We start from the raw sequence: 17,324 nt of genomic DNA, 5'->3' as shown, positions 1-17,324 counted from the left end.
CCTGTCCAGTTTTTAGCTGTATAAGAATTAGAAACATGCTTTTTCTAAGAAGAAGTAGATGCTGCAGCCATCATTAAAGTATTAGCAGAAGTAAGTTCTGAATCACAAGCCGGCTCTTCAGTACCTTCATCAGTTTCTGAAACAAAGAAAGTATCGCTATCTGTGAAGATTAATTGAGTATCATCGTTAACATCGTAAGCTCTAAAATTCCCTTCATCAATTTGTTCATCAATATACTCTGGAACATCTTCAACATTATCTAAGGAAGTATTATCAGCTTCTCCAGTATTAGTCGCTTTCAATTCAACAGGGGGCTCTTCAAGATAATTATCTATAGTACTATTAATATCCGCTTTCTCAGGAATATCTTTTAAATAATTAACTAAATTTTCTTCCCTATTCTCTACACTTATCTTACCATCATTCTGTTCCTCATCGGATGCTGATGAACCAATGCAGCTAAAGGTAGAATAAGGTTTTTGGAACTTTTTAAAGTAATATCCTCTAAAAATAAGGGGGAGGGCGATAAAATGTGGTGTGTTTTTATTGGTATAACATTTCTTCTTTTGGCAATTTCAGGATGTCAATCAAATAATATTGAGGAAGTAAAACTTATTTATCGTTTAAAGTTATTCCCCCATGGCAAAAATGTTTTAAAAAAGAGGTGATTTATTATAGCTACTATTAAAGTTAATGATAATGGTTCATTACGTGTATCAGGGAATGTAGAGCTAGTCGATGGTGAAGGGAATAAAATTGAAACAAAAGAAGCCTTTTCCCTATGCAGATGTGGACTTTCCGATAATAAACCTTTTTGTGACGGATCCCACAAAAGTAATTTCGAAAGCGTAGTTAGGGCAGAATAAAGCTAGTGGGACAGAAGCTTTAGGGCACCCTTTTGGGAAATCGAACCCCAAAAAGCCGCCCGATTCATTTTTCTTTTACGAAAGAGTATGTTGTTGAACTATCGGGTGCTTAGTTGAATAAGAATAACTAAAAAAGTCGATTCCTTGAGATGGAAATCGGCTTTTTTAATAGGTGACATTTCATTAGCGTTGTAAATCCGCATTTTCCTGACGCTACCCTGACGCTACCCCTATTATAGATAGTCATTCTTGTTACACCTGTTTTTTCACTTATGTTTTTCACTTTTTCATTTTCATTGAGCAAACGGATTATTTCATTGGAACTACTTGGCTAATTATTTGAATAGTCTGGAAACCTTTGGTATAATAGAAAAAAGGTCAAGGAGTTGGTTTCCTATGGAAAAGAATTTGGCTAATACACCACCACAACCTGAAATAAACGTCAAGGATTCTGAATTGGCTGAAATGGTGATAAACAAAGCCCTTCTTAATTTCCGAAAAGAGCAAATCAGAAAAGAGATTGACCAGTCATTACAGGATAAAAACAAAGAAGAATTCCTACGATTAACAGAGGAATTGAAAAACATTTCTTAAAATGTTGTTTATAAAATGAACTTAACATATTTGTAACTTTAAGAAGTACGCTAAAACGCCAATCCCATATCTATAAGGGATTGGCGTTTATTTGATTTTTATCAATTAAGCACGATTTTATAAATAAGTTATTATTTGTTCCAAAACTCGCCTTTTCAGAACACACCACTGTTCGATTTGAAAAGTACGTGTTTTATTGCCTTTATCGTAACAAAACTCTGTTCATTATTCTACGTTCAATAACCTAACTATTTTTTTGAACGTAATTTAATTGAGGAACGTTCGGCTGCCGGACGAGCTGCAGCTAGAGCACGTGGTCGACTTGGAGGACGTCCTGAAAAATTTGGACTGAAAGATATTGAAATGATGAAATCACTTATTGAAAATGGTACACCGATTAAAGACGTCGCAGAAAAATGGGGTGTTCTCGAACAACGATTTATCGGTATTTAGAAAAGCAGGAATAATGAAGAAACCCAGCTAATCTTCTCTTATGAAGGTAGCTGGGTTTTAAAGTTGCAAAATAAGTGCAAATTATCGCCTAAAGTGACATCCTTTCAATCTACTTATCTAATTTATTTATTATACAATTTAAATTTTACACACAAAATTCACTTAAAATAGCATTTTTAATAATCTACTATGAGTGTACTCAAAATTTACATTTTGAATGTGTGTTATTGTAACATTGTGTTAATAACTGTACTCTCCTGTATTTATTATGGTTCTTTATAATTAGGTCCAGATAACTTTGAAAAACTAACAAACATTAAAGGACCGTCAATAGACCTGTTTTTTGTACGAAAGAAGGATGGTCACCAAGTTTCGACGAATATATCAATATACTTTGTGGAGGTGTTGGATATGGGGATTTGTTGTGGAGAGTGTCACGTTGAATTAAAGAGTGATGATTATGTCACATTGGATGAATTTAGCACGCTGAGGCACACATATTGCGGTTATGATCTTATTGCCGAGCTGATCAAAGACATTGGTACTTATCGAAATATCAAAACGAAGTATTGGTTTTCCCGTGAGCTTACTAAATGAAAATCGGTGAAATCTTGGAGTTAATTAAAACTGATAAACCAGCGAATATTGCCAAAAGGGCTGATGTTCATCTTTCAGAAAAATTACTAAGAAAAGCATTGAATAAAGCTGGTTATGAGTATAGAAATTCAGGCGAAAAAGGCTGGTATTTCGTTGGTGAAGGTGACGAGGAAACGGTACAAGAGCAGCTTATTTATGACTTTGCAACAGCAGGAAAAGCAAAGGCGAACGTTTCAACTAATGTAAATAAAGAACCTATTAACAATACCAACCAACGTTCTAACGTTGGCATAAAACGTGGTAAAGAACAGGTTAAACAAGCGAACGAACAATCAGCACCAACGATGGAGCGAACCAACGTTATAAGAAAACGTTCTTCATTCGATATGGATGTTGAACTTATGAAGGAACTAAAAATACAAGCAATCATTCACGATAGGACGGTTTATGAACTAGTTGAAAGTGCCGTAAGGCACTATTTAGCTGAATTAAAGGGAGAATGACAGAAAGGAGTGCTTCTATAGCATTTTGGAGTCCTATCAGCAAACACAAAAAGCCCCCCAAAAAACGGGGCTTTTTGTGTTTTTTTTAAAAGCTCTGTTAAATAATGTTGTTGATTTTCTTGATGAACTATCGGGGCAGGTTAGATGAAGAAGAAGGCGAATTTTTTTTAGTGATTTCATCAAGAGCAAAAAAGATTATCGAGCAAATAATCGCAGGTATAGAGAAACCTGGTTCAATAAAGTATGTACCCAACCCAAATCCAATATGAATTAATCCAGATAACCAGAATCGAATATTGAAAAACTTCATAGAGATAAATTCAGCAATTAGAGATACAGGTAAGCCATAAACGAAATTTCCAATTAAACTATAAAAAAGCAGAATAATAGTAAAACCAAATAACTCTCCATTTAAATTAAATGATTGTTCCTCAATCATAGAGATTAGAAAAAATCCAATGGTAAAGGACAATGATGAATAGAAAGCCACTTTAATTTTTCTGAATTTATCTTTAAACAGAATCTTTCTAGTAATAGGAAATAGAAACCCAATCGTTATAATAACAAGTAAAGTTTTAATTATTATGGGTGTAGTTGAAACAAGTAGTATTATTAAAAAGACAAGCACGGAGAAAACAAGAATATAAGAATTTCCTTTTATCATTAGATACCTCAAACCTTTTTAGCTTTATTGTACAATAAGTCAAAGTTAGAAGGAATTAGGTGGTTCAAGACAACAATTATTTCACAGTATAGATCCTTAATGAAATAATGGGTGCTTTACTTCTATATGGGGCTGGAAACAGCTCCATTTTCTTATGCAACTATCGGGCAGGATAGTTGAAGAGTGCTGTTTGATCTTTATTCAACAATTGGGCCATATTTTAGCTATTCCTCCTTCACAATAACGTGTAGTTTTTCTAGTATGTCCGCCAACAACTGGATGTTGATCCGTAATTCTCTCAATTATTTGATTTTGTTTGTTTTGCATTTTAAAATTCATAGTAGGGCTTCCACCTTAAGGCTTTGAGTTAGATTGGTCTCTATACTCGTATCTTACTGAGGGGCTCTATTTTTTAAAAACCTGATATTTAACGAGCTACAGGAATGCTAACAGGTGCATTAGTAAAAAATTGAAGGGTGATCAATAATTGAAAAATCCAGTAAAGATTCAGGCCATTATTGAAGAATTGGAAATGCAGTTTGATGAGTCTCGGACATTTTTAAATGTAAAAACTGGTGAAATCATTTCAGTAACTTTGGATGACTTGAGAGCAGCTGAAGATGAAGATGAAGAAGAATTCGGGCATTTACCTGAGTGGGAACAAGAAGATAGAAAAGTTGCTAATGATGTATTTGAAAACTTTGAGAATTACAAGGAACTCCCAACAAAATATGAAGTAAATGAATATGAGATCATAGAAGATTTTTGTTTTACTGTTAGTGATGAAAGAAAACAAGATAAATTATTAAGTTCAATTAAGGGGAAGGGTGCTTTTAGAAGATTTAAGGACAAAATCATTGACTTTGAAATGGAGGACCAATGGTATTCTTATCGTGACGAACGATATAAACAAATTGCGATCAAATGGTGTCTAGACAATAACATAGACTTTATTGATAAATAGACTTTAAAAATGAATGGCACGAGACCTATGGCTGAATAAGGTGATTGTTCTTTGTTCAACTAAAGGGTGCTTGTGCGGCCGAGCCTAGGTCGTATCATATAGCGGGTGGGATTCCCGTCGAGTAAGAATTAGCCATTCGCTCGTAGCGAGTCTTGGAGGGCTAATGGTAACGTTAGTCTTTAAGCGTAGACAGTTAGGTGACGGGCCGAAAGCCAAATGGTTGAAGGGATTGAGCTCCATAATGTTAGTAAATCGAGAGGGCTGATGCCTTAAGCGCAGCAGAAAGCTACATTTTATTCTTCGTTAAAGGCAAGAAGGATAAAGCCTCTCTGGAGTCAGAGACCTTGGCACGTTATACATTGATATGATGCGGCAACTCGGGAGACCCTTCCGGTCTTTTCTATTTTATTGAAGAGTATGGTGTACAAGCGATAACAAGTAAGGAAACCAAATGCCGTGTAGGGAGTCGGATAGCAGCGTAGTACCAATGAAGTTGGGTAATGCCGATGGAGGGAAGGCTAGCTACCAGTTATCACCCTTACTAGGGAAACATTTACTACACACAGAGGTAGGTATTATAAATGGAAACAAAACTACTAAGGATAGCAGAATTAGCAAAATCCGAGCCTGAAATGAAATTTACATCTCTTGCGCATTTATTAAATGAGCAATCGCTAACACAGTGTCATCATGAACTACCTAATAAAAAGGCGACTGGTGTTAACGGAACGACTAAAGAACAATACAGCGAAAACTTGGAAGAAAATATAAAGGATTTAGTAAGTAGGCTTAAAAGCAAAAGTTATCGCCCTGTTCCAGTAAGAAGGATGTATATCCCAAAACTCAATTCTACCAAGAAAAGGCCTTTGGGGATACCGGAACATGAGGATAAAATTGTACAAAAAGGCATTACAAAAATACTAAATACTATCTATGAAAATGACTTCCTAGATTGTTCATTTGGGTTCCGTCCTAATAGAAATTGCCATGATGCGCTGAAAATACTGAACCATTATATTGAAAAGAAATCAGTAAGTTATGTAGTGGATGTAGATATCAAGGGTTTCTTTGACAACGTTGACCACAAGTGGATGATGGAGTTCTTGAACCTCCGAGTCACCGACCCTAACCTACAGAGAATAATCAGCAGGTTTCTTAAAGGTGGATACATGGAGGAAGGTAAGAAGTACAAAACAGATAACGGTACACCGCAAGGTGGAGTAATATCTCCGATATTAGCGAATGTATATCTCCATTACGTTCTCGACTTATGGTTTGAGAAAGTGGTTAGGAAACAATGTAAAGGGCAGGCCTACATAGTAAGATATGCAGATGACTTTGTTTGTTGTTTTCAACATAAAAGTGAAGCTCAGCAATTCTTCCATTCATTAAAGCTTAGATTGAAGAAGTTTAACTTAGAGATAGCCGAGGATAAAACGAAAATTATACCCTTTGGGAGGTTTGCAGAAAATAATGCAAAGCGAGATGGGAGTAATAAACCGGATACCTTTGATTTCCTAGGGTTTACTCACTATTGCGGGAAAAGCAAACAAGGGAAATTTCGAGTGAAACGGAAATCTAGTAATAAGAAAGTCCAAGGTAAACTAAAAGAATCTAAAGAATGGCTGAAGATTAATAGAAATAAAGATATTCATACGATCATGGATAGATTTAAACGCTCACTCATAGGTTATTACAACTATTATTGTATGACCGATAACATACAAATGGTTAACAACTTCAAAGAGAGACTCGAATACTTACTATTTAAATGGCTAAACAGAAGAAGCCAAAGAAAGTCCTTTACATGGGATAAATTTAATCTCTTTCTCCGTAAATATCCACTGCCTTCACCAAGAATCAAAGTGAATATCTATGAACTAAGAAAAGAGATTAGCTACCTTCTGTAAACGATGACTAGGAGGAGCCGTGTGCGTTAATAGCGCAAGCACGGTTCTGTGAGGGGGAGGAGTACAATTTACCGTAAGGTAGGAAGGCTCCTTTCTACTCGACTACTTATTACAAAGAGCTGATCAGAAGCTCCTTTTCTTAAGCAAAAACGGGATAAGTTAGTGAAAGAAGAAATGAAGGACTTGAGTCAATGAATTAAAGGAAGATGCCCTCTATTAAAGACGGTCATCTTCCCATGCTCTATCATAATCTCTTATATTGTGTTTTTCTTTTGGAGCTTCTTCTTGTTGACTTTGTTGATCTGTTTTCTGCATTTGTTGTTGAGCTTGAGAACTAAATGATTCCATCTGTTTTTTTGATGAGTTTGAAGCTTGATTTGCTTGGGCACCTTGTGGAGAATCTCGAAATTGAGACACGGTTTGAATTAATTGAGAAACTTCTTGATGAATATTTGCTAGTTCTTGTCCTAATTCAGTATCAGTAAAGTTTGCACCAGGTATTTGAGTGTCTATTTGTTTTTGCTGTTGATTGTTCTTGGTCATGTTAGAAAACCTCCTTAAAGTAGATAAATCATACCCTTTTATAATGTTCTATAGCTTCTAATAAATAGCTGGTAATTTTTACGGAAAAATCTAATGTATGTTTATAATGGGTACTTAACCCAACTGAGGCAGCCTTTTTCTTGTGGTAGGATAGTTCCATAAGGAATACTGTTAAGTGACATTAAAGTCGTTTAAAAACGTCAGTCCTGTTATTCCATTAAAGGGCCGGATTGTGGAGGATCGGAAAAACTTGATTCTACAAATAATTGGAGGATTGGAAGAAGGAAAGCTATGTAATTAGTGATGTAAGTTTATGCTTTTTATGTAATAATTATATTGTAGAAATGTAAAGTTACAATTCATACATAGTGAAGGTGGGGATCATAATGGCAACGGGAACGCATACTGTAGTAGTTCCAGTAGATGTACAAGCAGTTTGGGATTATGTCAGTGATCTCGAAAAATGGGCAACGACAGTACCAGCCTATAAAGAACATGAAATCATAAATGACAAGCAATCTATTTGGACATTTGAAGGTAGTGTGAAAGGTATTAAAAAAACAATACAAGCGCAGGTAGATATTACCGAATGGAATGAACCTTCAAATATTAAGTTTGAACTAAAAGGTTTATCAGATAATTTTACAGGAAGCGGTCACTTTACTGCAGAAGATGTTAATGGTAAAACAATAATGACCTGTACAGTGGAAATCCATGCAGGCGGATTATCTGGTGCGGTGTTAACACCAATTATTAAATGGGCTGTTCCAAAAGTAGCATCTCGTTTAACAGAATCTATCGCACGTAAAATTGCAGTATTCTCATAGTTTTTTTCAAAGAATGAAAACCAATTCATTTTGGAGATACCTTCTCTGAAGTATAGGTGGTAACATTCTGAAGTGACAAATATAATGATATCGAGCTCTACTAGAAATTTTATAATTAGCGGAAAGGGGGCTGTCCAAAAAGGATGGCCTCTTTTTTTCAATATTCCAGAATCGCTTTTCTTAATGAACTAACAGAGCGTTAGTAGCATAAGAAAGCCACCAATTTGGTGGCTTTTGTTGGTTTGGAATAAAGTTTGAGTAAAACGTTTTATGATTTCGGATATTAGCATTTCTGTTGTAAAAAAGTTAAATCATTTCGGTAGACGAAATTGAAAACTATCCTTGATTTATTATTAATTATCGTACTTGTATTTATGTTGTAAACAATGTTCCATTTAGTGCTTTAACATACCTAGTTGCAGATTTTTGAACTTGGTTATGGGCTTCTTCTTTAATTACTTGGTGAAATGCGTCATATAAACGGCCAAATTTAAAATCAATAACCCGATTTGCGATTCTTTCGACTGTTACACTTGGCATTGGGATGAAGTTTGGATAACTATACATAAAACTTACCCATTGACGATCAGCAACGATCCGAATGATATCTCCAGTCAGTAATATTCCGTTCTGGCTGTTTCCATTTTTCCATTCTAAAACGGTGCCGCCTTTAAAATGTCCGCCAATTCGTTGAAGGATGACACCTTCCTGTAATTCAATCGATTCTCCAGACCAGAAAATGATTTTTTCGCTTGGCCTCGTTACCCAGTCTCTTTCATCTTCATGAATATAAATCGGAGTGTCAAAAGCTTCGGCCCATTCCACTTGACTAGAGAAATAATGAGGGTGAGATAACGCTATTGCATCGATTCCACCTAAATCTTCAATTTGGGTAATCGTATCTTGATCAATATATGTAATACAGTCCCATAATAAATTAAAATTCTTATCTTGTATTAAATAAGCAGTTTGTCCGATTCCAAAACTCGGACTAGTATTTATGCTATATAACCCCTCTTCGTCAAGATTAATAGAATTTTTAAATATTCCATCTTTTTTCATCTGTTCTAATGTTGTCCATGTTTGCCCTTTGGGACTAATATATTGTCTTTCTTCCCTGCAAATCAAACATTGATTGGGTACTTCTTTAGAACATTCATATTGGATTCCACATGTTTCACAAATATAATTAACCAAAAATCTTTCCCCCTTATTTACAAAAAAACTTTATTAATTATTATAATTAAATAAGGGAATATTTTGAAATTTATTGCTCAAATTCCCCTTCCTGCATCCGTGCTATTATTCTTATGCACTAAAGGGACAGGATATTTCAACAAGGTGGGAATATTTATATATCTGAAATAGAATTTTTTTCGCTTATGCTGAAAATAAAAAAGAAGGTTAAGACGTATGAATGTCACTGATTTAATTATATTGTCTGTGGGTATAGGCTTAATTAATTGTTTTAAGGACAAGAAATTTAATACAAATTATTTTTTAAAAACGTCTTTAACATTTTTCACATTAGGCCTAATCATAATGGGAAATCTATTTTTAAATGATTTATTAGATAAATATCTTCCTAGTGAAGAATATGGGATATGGCTATTTGGAGGTTTGTTATTGTTATATTCGATTTATACAACAATTAAAGGATTTTTAAAAAAGACCAATAGCCCTCTTCATTAATTATCTGTAGGGTGCAATTCTTTAATAAGGGATCGCTTTCCTTATTGAATAAACGGCGCAGAATTATTAAGGAATGGTTTAGGGAATTGGAACATAATTGGAGTAATTATGAAAGATAAAGGGGATACAAATGATGATAAAAGAAAAAAAGAAAGGCAAAGGTTTTTTCAAAGGCTTAATGAATGAAATCTGTGATTCAATCTTATCTGAATTGATTTTTAACATCTTAACTCTTATCCCAAGAATGATAGTTCGTTTAGTAAAGAGTTTATTTTAACTGATTGAGTCGGAATTAATTTTTAATCAATTAACGGATGCTTTACTTCAATAAGAAAGGTTGCTGAGGCAGCCTTTTTCTTATGCCACTAACGGGGCAGAATGGAGAAAGAATGATTGTTAAACATTGATTACGGAAAATTGTTATAAGAGGTGACTTTATGGATACTTCAAGTTATATATTTTTATTGGGTCGGAATTATTATATGGTCGCTTAAAAATAAGGAAAAGGCTAAGAAGGAATTAATAATTGGAAGACAGGAGTAGCAATATTGCTAATTTAAGCTTCTATGATTGTAGTTTGTTTTCATTGTTAATCTCACGTGGCAGGTTAGCAAGATTGTGAAGGTTTTTACTTAAGCTAACAGGTGTGTGTGCGGCCGAGCATAGGTCGTATTATATAGCGGGTGGGATTCCCGTCATCCAAACTTTTTTCATAATTGTTGCCCCCCTAAGATTCCCATCTATACACTCACTAAACAGACTGGAAAATTTTTAACATTTATTGATTATTATTTTCTATACACTTTGAGCCTTAGATTAATCACGAGGTAATTGTATAAATGTTAATTTATTACCACAAACTAGAATGTTCAAAGATGTAGAAGGGAAGGAAGATACAAAATGACTAAGGTATTGTACATTACAGCTCATCCTCATGATGACACTCAATCTTACAGTATGGCTGTGGGAAAAGCATTTATTGAAACTTATAAAGAAGTAAATCCTAGCCACGAAATTGTAAACATTGACCTTTATAAAGAAAATATTCCTGAAATTGATGTGGATATTTTCAGCGGTTGGGGGAAACTTCAATCAGGAAAGGGGTTTGAAGAACTTTCGTCGGAAGAGAAAGCAAAAGTTGGCCGACTCTCAGAGTTATGTGAGCAATTTATAGCTGCCGACAAATATATATTTGTAACACCTTTATGGAATTTTTCATTCCCACCAGTATTGAAAGCATATATTGATTCCGTTTCTGTTGCTGGTAAATCATTTAAATACACTGAACAAGGTCCAGTTGGCCTTTTAACTGATAAGAAGGCCCTACATATTCAAGCTCGCGGAAGTATTTTTTCCGAAGGGCCATTAGCTGAAATGGAAATGGGTCACCGATATCTAAATATCATTATGCAATTCTTCGGAGTTCCTTCTTTTGAAGGTTTATTCGTTGAAGGTCATGCGGCAATGCCTGATAAAGCACAAGAAATTAAAGAAAATGCTATTGCACAAGCAAAAGATTTAGCTCCGAATTTTTAATTTCCAAAGAAGTGTCACAGTCGGTGGAGTGACTAACGGATGGCCTCAAAGGCACCATAATTAACGACCTTCTTCACCAGCCATTAAAACAGTATCGATATAGGGACCAATTTTCATTCTCTGTGGTGAAGCGCCGATTTTTGCGCTTCATGAATGGCTAACGAGGAAGGTTAGTGAAAGAAGGAATTCGCTTTCAAAACTAGAATTTAAATAAATAACTAATGGGATAGGAAGGAGATTCTTATGATAATAAAAGGTTTTGGGGGAATCTTTTGGAGGACTAAAAATCTAGAGGATATAAAAAAATGGTATAGTAAAGTCCTGAAAATTGAAATTGAAAATTGGAATGGTACCATTATTACACCACAATCAGGCAGTGAAACTATCTTTTCCTTCTTTTCTGAAAATGACCCCTATTTTCCAACAGAACAACAAGTGATGTTAAACTTTCAAGTTGAAAATTTGGATGACAGTATCAAACATCTAGAAAAAATGGGCGTTCCCCTTGCTATGGAAAAGACGATTAATGAATTTGGAAAGTTTATTTGGATTGAAGATCCAGAGGGAAGACGTATTGAGCTTTGGGAGAAGTAATAGGATAATAATAAATTTTGTTGTTGAACTAAGGGGTGCTTTAGTTCAAAAAGAAATGATCAATTCTTTTTCAATAACGATTTTTTATTTGCTGTTTTTTTAAGGGTTAAGGAGATTTTTGATCAAACTTTATTTTAATAAATACATAAAGATAGAACGGGGTTTTATAATGTTATTAAAAAATGCAACCTTTTTAAGTAATGAAATGAAATTTGAAAAAGGCGACCTTTATATTACTGATGGAACAATTCATTTCGAATCAACAATAGATTCTGAGGAGACAATTGATTGTACGAACTATCTAATTTTACCAGGATTAATAAATGCACATTTTCATAGCTATTCGCCACTTACAAGAGGTCTGGTAAAAGATATGGGCATACAAGATTGGTGTAACGATTCTAAGCAAGGGAAAATCCAACAATTATTTTTTGATTATATAGATAATATTGTCTCAAAAGAAGATTTTGTATGGGCCGCAAAGAAGAGTTATCTAGATATGATTAGATGTGGCGTGACGTTTGTCAGTGACTCCGACCCAGGCGATTACCCTAAATTATTAAGTAAAGCTATGAATGATATCGGCATAAGAGGAATCATTGATGTCTATGATGCCATTGATGATTACTTGGAGTCAGATCATCATGTACTATTCGGAACACATTTATTAGAGGAAGAAGATATTACAGAGGACTCTTTACAATTCCTTATGCAAAAGAAAAATGATGATTATATAAAAATGACACATTGTATGGAAAATAGGTGGCGAAATGATTTAGTGAAAAATCAATTTAATAAATCAAGTGTGGAACTTTATGATCAAAAATCTTTGTTAGATAACAAAACAGTCCTTTTCCATGGCGTATATTTATCTAATTCAGATTTTGAAATCATTGCTAAGTACGGAAGCTCAATTGTTCACTGCCCAGTTTCCAATTTAGCTACAGGTGCAGGAATTGCAAACATAGGATCTATGTTACAAAAAGGAATTAATGTTTGTTTAGGAACGGATTACGCGGAAACAAATATGTGGGAAACGATGAGGATGTCTTATTATTTATTAAAGGTCAATCAATCGGTAGAAGAGTTTAGCGCAGAGAATATTTTTAAAATGGCGATTCCTCACGGTGCAAAGGCTTATGGGCTGGAACGAGAAGTTGGACAAATTCAAGAAGGTTATAAAGCAGACCTCGTATTTATTAAAAAAGAAGATTTTCTTTTACCATTACTCGAAACAGAGCATTATTCTACATTGCTGCATAATTTATTACTTTACTTGAAAGAAGATTCTATCAAACATGTAATGATTGATGGTAAGTGGATTATGAAAGAACGCCAAATCCAAACAATTGATCAACAAAAAGTCGAACAAAAATATAAGGAAGTTGTTAATGGATTTATTGAGTACGTGCACCAAAAAGAGATTACTATGAAATAGAATTTTTTTATTTGTATGACACTCAGTACGGTTAAAAAATCTTATTTTGATATCACTGAGGGATTGTTTTTTTAGTACTGGTTGTAAATCCGCATTTTTTTGACAGTACCTCTGTTCATAGCTTCAAACTACTTGACTTTTAATAACTTTAAACTATAATTAAAAACAGAATGAATGTTCATTCCTAATATGAGGTGAGAGAAATGTCCAAAAACAAACAAGATGATATTTTTGAAGCAGCTATGAAACTTTTTGCGGAACGTGGTTATGATGGAACCACAGTACCAATGATAGCTGACCAAGCAAAAGTGGGCGCTGGGACCATTTATCGTTATTTTGCCAATAAAGAATCCCTTGTTAATTCTTTATTTATCAAATGTGTTCTTCAGTTTTCTGAAGCCATAAGAACCGACTTTCCTTCTAATTCAACAATACGTGAGCAGTTTACCCACATTTTAATTAGAATATTTGATTTTGCAAGAAAAAATGTGAATGCTTTTATATTTATAAATTCTCATGACGATGGTTATTATCTGGATGAGAATAGTAAAGAAACGTTTAATGACTTTCTGTACTTCATTATAAGAGTAATAGAGGATGGAAAGGAAAAAGGATATATTCGCTCCTTACCGTCATCTGCATTAATTGCGATGGTTTATGGACCAATTGTAATGTTAATTAAGATGATCGAGACAGGGAAACTAGCAGAGACACCGGAATTATTAAAAGAACTTGAAGAAAGCGCATGGAATGCTATTAGAGTCATTTGATTCGGGTAGCTTCTCTATAAATGGAATGAATATTCATTCCTCTATAAAGAAAGGTGAAATCAAATGAAAAAGTTGGGGAAGCCTCTCCTTTGTCTTATGGATAGTCGTTACGATTGTGTCGTTAACAACAATGCCTATATGGACCATTTGACCAAAGAAAAAGGACAAATTACGGTCCCAGATACTGAACAAATGCGCTGTTGCTAAAGAGATGATAAAGCAAATGGATAAAAAAGGCGGCGAAACGTATGGCCATTATAGCGGTCTTCAACAGTGGAAGCGATAAAGGCTTAACGAAAAAACCAGCAGCTCCTTTTCTTATGGAACTAGGGGCAGGATAGTTCAACAAGCATATTGTATTCGAACTGTAAAATAAATACTAAACAATGAGAATAGTAAAATGATATTTAAACCCAATTGTTGGATTTTTATGGTAAAATGAGGTTCTAAACTGTTGTTATGAACGAGTTAGAGACAAAAAGCGTAAGGACTACTTAATTTGGTTTATTGGTGCATTACTCTTTTATTGGATAGCTATTGACTATTATTTCTTCAACTTATAGACGCGTTAGCTAAAGATCAGAACTGTATTTAAGGCAGCGTTTTCTTTATGGAACTAAAGGGGCAGCATTCCTGTAATAAATGAAAATTAGTATTGAGCAAATCTCTCTTATTAAACAAAAGCAGCTAAGTTTGGGATTAATACACTTAAAGTAACGGGTGCGTTCGTTGAATTACATTGTCTGAAAAAGAGCTCCTTCATATAAGGGAAGTTGTAAGAGGGTACGGTGATGTTACTACAATTTTTTTACAAATCAGGATAACCAATAATTCACAATTATGGTAAGCTTGATTTTGTTATATACATCATTTTTCAAGGGATGGTGCAAGGGATGCTTAAACGAATAATAACTAAGTACGAACACGAAGGCCTGACCCCGGAGGAAATTGAGCATTTAAATACTATAAAAGGACAAAATCCTTATGGGATGCTAACTCTATTATTAGGTCTAGTATCCTTTATTTTTGGACCACAGTATATAATTATTCCTATCGCATCTTTGTTATTGGGTTTTATTACTTACCGGACCTTTGATTCTGAAAAAGAGGATAATCCTTGGACGTTTTACATTGGACTATTATTTGCTTTAACAGGATTAATATTGAACTTTTTACATTATGTACACGTATTGAGCTAGATGTTTCTGCTATATTTATTTTTTTACTTCTTTAGCTAGATATTCACGGTCGATGGCTTGAGTTGGTCTTTCATACCAACCGTCCTTAATCATTTAGTTTGCAGCAACTCCATCAAATTGAAATGAGAGATGTAAAGTGTTTAATTGAAGCGGAAAAATAAAAAACCACTAAGAGTGGTTTTTTAATCACGCATTGCTCCTGCCTCTCGGGAAGTCATTGCACCTTGTCCTTCGCTTACATCTTTTTGAATTTCTTGTTTTACTTTTCGTGCATCTGTTCCGGAAAATTGTGGTTTCATAATAGAACCCAATTTGGCTTGAGGTTGTTGATCCTGTTGCATACAACTCCTCCTTAATTTATTGTTTAACAACCTTATTATTTACAAAGAAACACTCGTTATTCCTGAGGATTTGAGCGAAGTTCCTTTAAAGTAGGGGATGTTCAGCATCCTGTATTAACTTCATCAATAAAAAGTGCAGTAGCTTCTTCTTTAAAAGCAGATTGGATCGTGGATGATTATTTTAATAGTGGCGAACGAATAGAACCGTGGATTGATAAAAGGGTTGTTAAATATCATCGAACTTTTGAAGAATATTATCAACTTTTAAAGCTAGCTGGATTCAAGATTGAAGATATTAGAGAAGGCGCTCCAAGAGTTGAGGAATTTAGCAGTGAAAGTGAATATAAACGTCGAATGAGAATTCCACTATTCTTGATTTTTTCTTGTGAAAAATAAGATTTCCTCAAAAAGGGAGGTTGCCTCGGAATTCTTCATCAAGAACTATCGGGGGCAAGTTAGTGAGAAGGAAAGTACAAAAAGTTTGAGGAATAGTAAAACAAAAGGGGAACAGTGTATGAATAATGAATTTGAAAAGGCCATGAATTTACTGGAAAATAAGGATAATAAAACTTATCCGACATTTGCTTACTCTGTATTAAATAATTATATTCCTGGACAGGTATATATGGATGAATTAAAGAGAACAGTTATTGTTGGAACTGATTCAGGGATTTTTGTTGTTGGTGGAGACGAAAGGAACAATGGCCTTGACAGCATATTTTTAAAAATTTTTAGAAGTAGAAAAAAAGAAAAAATGCGATTCACTTTGTTTTCTCCATCAAAAGAATGGGATCAAGTTATAAATAAGTTGTTTGGAAATGAGTTAAGACAAATGCAGAGATATTCTTTTCATTTTAATAAGGATACATATTCAACAATAAAAAAGGGGAAATCACCCAATGATTTTATAGTAAAGAGAATAGATGAAAAAATAATTACTGAAAGTCTGGAATTTAATGAATCTTATTATAATGAATATTGGGGTTCAGTATCAAATTTTCTTGAGAATGGTTTTGGTTATTGTTTGTTACATAATGATACCGTTGTAAGTGAGTGTACATCTATATTCAGTTCATCACAATTTGCTGAAATTGATATTGCAACTCAAAATAAGTATAGAGGAATGGGCTTAGCTCAAAATGTTGCAGAAATATTCATTGGACATTGTATTGAAAGAAATTTGAAACCCAATTGGGACTGTGTTGTTAACAACTTTGCGTCGATAAAGCTGGCTGAAAGATTAGGATTCGAAAATCCAATGGAATATTCGATATTCGTTAGAAGGTAAAAAGTTCTTATTGGAGATATGGATTTCAATAACTTATTTATGAATTGGTCAATGATAAAATAAAGTAATAATTTCCTTGATTAAATGAGGTGTAGAAATATATTGGAAATTAAGAATTCCTCTTTTTTTGTTTGTTATGGGTGTTACATCTAGTCTTTATCAGAAGTTTCCTAACCTTTTTCTTGTAAATACATCTTATTTTATAAGAAGTGTTGTATTTATTGGCGTAATTGGGATCATATTCACTATTTTAGAGAATTCAAAAGTAAATGTAAAAAAAGTCCATATTATTATTGGGATTACGTTAATTTGTTCAGGAATTTTATTTGATAATCTAATGGTATAAAGACCATCCTTAATGAACTAATGCTTTACTTCAATAACAGAGTTGCTTCAGCAGCTCTTTTTTTATGGAACTATCGGGGCAGTATAGTTCCATAAAATCATTTCATTTATTTTAGTAAATAAAGGCATCGATGATATAAAATGTAATATATCAGAAGCAGACTTTTGGGGTAGGTGTAAAAAGTGAAATTAAAAATATT

22 protein-coding genes and 2 pseudogenes are annotated in these 17,324 nt (G+C 33.9%); 18 read left to right on the top strand and 6 right to left on the bottom strand.

Annotated features, from left to right (window positions below):
* Nucleotides 1-44: 44 nt before the first annotated feature.
* The gene (locus UP17_RS21110) at nt 45-302 is read right to left on the bottom strand and encodes a hypothetical protein (protein WP_061465035.1); all 258 of its coding nucleotides are present in this window, start codon (nt 300-302) and stop codon (nt 45-47) included.
* A 369-nt stretch (nt 303-671) separates the two neighbouring features.
* Between UP17_RS21110 and UP17_RS27035 the strand changes: the two genes are divergently transcribed.
* From UP17_RS27035 to UP17_RS21095, 5 genes and pseudogenes are all read left to right on the top strand, one after another.
* Nucleotides 672-866 (top strand): CDGSH iron-sulfur domain-containing protein, encoded by a 195-nt coding sequence (locus UP17_RS27035; RefSeq protein ID WP_081109037.1) that lies wholly within the window; start codon nt 672-674, stop codon nt 864-866.
* Between the two features lie 396 nt (nt 867-1,262).
* Nucleotides 1,263-1,460 (top strand): IDEAL domain-containing protein, encoded by a 198-nt coding sequence (locus UP17_RS21105; RefSeq protein WP_061465033.1) that lies wholly within the window; start codon nt 1,263-1,265, stop codon nt 1,458-1,460.
* Nucleotides 1,461-1,715: 255 nt separating this feature from the next.
* Nucleotides 1,716-1,927 (top strand): annotated as a pseudogene (locus UP17_RS27030) (helix-turn-helix domain-containing protein); the annotation flags it as partial.
* Between the two features lie 397 nt (nt 1,928-2,324).
* The gene (locus UP17_RS21100) at nt 2,325-2,510 is read left to right on the top strand and encodes a hypothetical protein (RefSeq protein ID WP_061465031.1); all 186 of its coding nucleotides are present in this window, start codon (nt 2,325-2,327) and stop codon (nt 2,508-2,510) included.
* Entirely contained in the window at nt 2,507-3,013 is a 507-nt protein-coding gene (locus tag UP17_RS21095; RefSeq protein ID WP_061465029.1) for a hypothetical protein, read from the top strand. Before UP17_RS21100 ends, UP17_RS21095 begins: the two co-directional genes overlap by 4 nt.
* 127 nt (nt 3,014-3,140) lie before the next feature.
* Here UP17_RS21095 and UP17_RS21090 read toward each other — a convergent pair whose 3' ends face one another.
* Together UP17_RS21090 and UP17_RS27955 are read right to left on the bottom strand one after the other, a co-directional pair.
* Nucleotides 3,141-3,677, bottom strand: a complete 537-nt coding sequence (locus UP17_RS21090; RefSeq protein WP_061465026.1) for a hypothetical protein — start codon at nt 3,675-3,677, stop codon at nt 3,141-3,143.
* Nucleotides 3,678-3,878: 201 nt separating this feature from the next.
* On the bottom strand, nt 3,879-4,016 hold the full coding sequence (locus UP17_RS27955) for a hypothetical protein (protein ID WP_155727428.1): 138 nt from the start codon (nt 4,014-4,016) through the stop codon (nt 3,879-3,881).
* Between the two features lie 148 nt (nt 4,017-4,164).
* Here UP17_RS27955 and UP17_RS21085 point away from each other — a divergent pair, with 148 nt between their 5' ends.
* The gene (locus tag UP17_RS21085) at nt 4,165-4,641 is read left to right on the top strand and encodes a UPF0158 family protein (protein WP_155727426.1); all 477 of its coding nucleotides are present in this window, start codon (nt 4,165-4,167) and stop codon (nt 4,639-4,641) included.
* 581 nt (nt 4,642-5,222) lie between these two features.
* A complete protein-coding gene (ltrA, locus tag UP17_RS21080) occupies nt 5,223-6,551 on the top strand; it encodes a group II intron reverse transcriptase/maturase (RefSeq protein ID WP_061461564.1) in 1,329 nt (442 codons plus the stop codon).
* Between the two features lie 216 nt (nt 6,552-6,767).
* On the opposite strand, the gene UP17_RS21075 is transcribed toward ltrA, so the two are convergent.
* Nucleotides 6,768-7,094: a hypothetical protein gene (locus UP17_RS21075; RefSeq protein WP_061465024.1), complete on the bottom strand. Its 327-nt coding sequence runs from the start codon at nt 7,092-7,094 to the stop codon at nt 6,768-6,770.
* 386 nt (nt 7,095-7,480) lie between these two features.
* On the opposite strand from UP17_RS21075, the gene UP17_RS21070 reads away from it, so the two are divergent.
* Nucleotides 7,481-7,921 (top strand): SRPBCC family protein, encoded by a 441-nt coding sequence (locus UP17_RS21070; protein WP_053347531.1) that lies wholly within the window; start codon nt 7,481-7,483, stop codon nt 7,919-7,921.
* Between the two features lie 372 nt (nt 7,922-8,293).
* Here the strand turns inward: UP17_RS21070 and UP17_RS21065 are convergent, their stop codons facing one another.
* A complete protein-coding gene (locus UP17_RS21065) occupies nt 8,294-9,118 on the bottom strand; it encodes an MBL fold metallo-hydrolase (RefSeq protein WP_061465023.1) in 825 nt (274 codons plus the stop codon).
* Nucleotides 9,119-9,334: 216 nt separating this feature from the next.
* Here UP17_RS21065 and UP17_RS21060 point away from each other — a divergent pair, with 216 nt between their 5' ends.
* From UP17_RS21060 to UP17_RS21035, 8 genes and pseudogenes are all read left to right on the top strand, one after another.
* Nucleotides 9,335-9,613 carry a hypothetical protein gene (locus UP17_RS21060; RefSeq protein WP_061465021.1) on the top strand — a complete coding sequence of 93 codons (279 nt, stop codon included), beginning with the start codon at nt 9,335-9,337 and terminating at the stop codon, nt 9,611-9,613.
* Nucleotides 9,614-9,743: 130 nt separating this feature from the next.
* Entirely contained in the window at nt 9,744-9,890 is a 147-nt protein-coding gene (locus UP17_RS27950) for a hypothetical protein (protein WP_155727424.1), read from the top strand.
* A 623-nt stretch (nt 9,891-10,513) separates the two neighbouring features.
* Complete coding sequence (locus tag UP17_RS21055) at nt 10,514-11,149, top strand: FMN-dependent NADH-azoreductase (protein WP_061465019.1); 636 nt, start codon at nt 10,514-10,516, stop codon at nt 11,147-11,149.
* Between the two features lie 246 nt (nt 11,150-11,395).
* Nucleotides 11,396-11,743, top strand: coding sequence for a VOC family protein (locus UP17_RS21050; protein WP_061466228.1), 348 nt, complete (start codon nt 11,396-11,398; stop codon nt 11,741-11,743).
* A gap of 169 nt (nt 11,744-11,912) precedes the next feature.
* Nucleotides 11,913-13,181 carry an amidohydrolase family protein gene (locus tag UP17_RS21045; protein ID WP_061465017.1) on the top strand — a complete coding sequence of 423 codons (1,269 nt, stop codon included), beginning with the start codon at nt 11,913-11,915 and terminating at the stop codon, nt 13,179-13,181.
* Nucleotides 13,182-13,384: 203 nt separating this feature from the next.
* On the top strand, nt 13,385-13,951 hold the full coding sequence (locus UP17_RS21040; RefSeq protein ID WP_061465015.1) for a TetR/AcrR family transcriptional regulator: 567 nt from the start codon (nt 13,385-13,387) through the stop codon (nt 13,949-13,951).
* A 100-nt stretch (nt 13,952-14,051) separates the two neighbouring features.
* A pseudogene (locus UP17_RS29015) lies at nt 14,052-14,253 on the top strand (MMPL family transporter); the annotation flags it as partial.
* A 591-nt stretch (nt 14,254-14,844) separates the two neighbouring features.
* A complete protein-coding gene (locus tag UP17_RS21035) occupies nt 14,845-15,150 on the top strand; it encodes a hypothetical protein (protein WP_061465013.1) in 306 nt (101 codons plus the stop codon).
* Between the two features lie 182 nt (nt 15,151-15,332).
* Here the strand turns inward: UP17_RS21035 and UP17_RS28405 are convergent, their stop codons facing one another.
* Nucleotides 15,333-15,491 (bottom strand): hypothetical protein, encoded by a 159-nt coding sequence (locus tag UP17_RS28405; protein WP_167556001.1) that lies wholly within the window; start codon nt 15,489-15,491, stop codon nt 15,333-15,335.
* 168 nt (nt 15,492-15,659) lie between these two features.
* Between UP17_RS28405 and UP17_RS21030 the strand changes: the two genes are divergently transcribed.
* Nucleotides 15,660-15,887 (top strand): hypothetical protein, encoded by a 228-nt coding sequence (locus UP17_RS21030; protein WP_061465011.1) that lies wholly within the window; start codon nt 15,660-15,662, stop codon nt 15,885-15,887.
* 118 nt (nt 15,888-16,005) lie between these two features.
* Complete coding sequence (locus UP17_RS21025) at nt 16,006-16,779, top strand: GNAT family N-acetyltransferase (RefSeq protein ID WP_081108917.1); 774 nt, start codon at nt 16,006-16,008, stop codon at nt 16,777-16,779.
* The last annotated feature ends 545 nt before the right edge of the window (nt 16,780-17,324 follow it).

Source organism: Peribacillus simplex (genome assembly GCF_001578185.1).
GTDB classification, from domain to species: domain Bacteria; phylum Bacillota; class Bacilli; order Bacillales; family DSM-1321; genus Peribacillus; species Peribacillus simplex_A.
The sequence above is the reverse complement of the archived record's forward strand: the minus strand, read 5'-3'. Positions and strand labels throughout refer to the sequence as shown.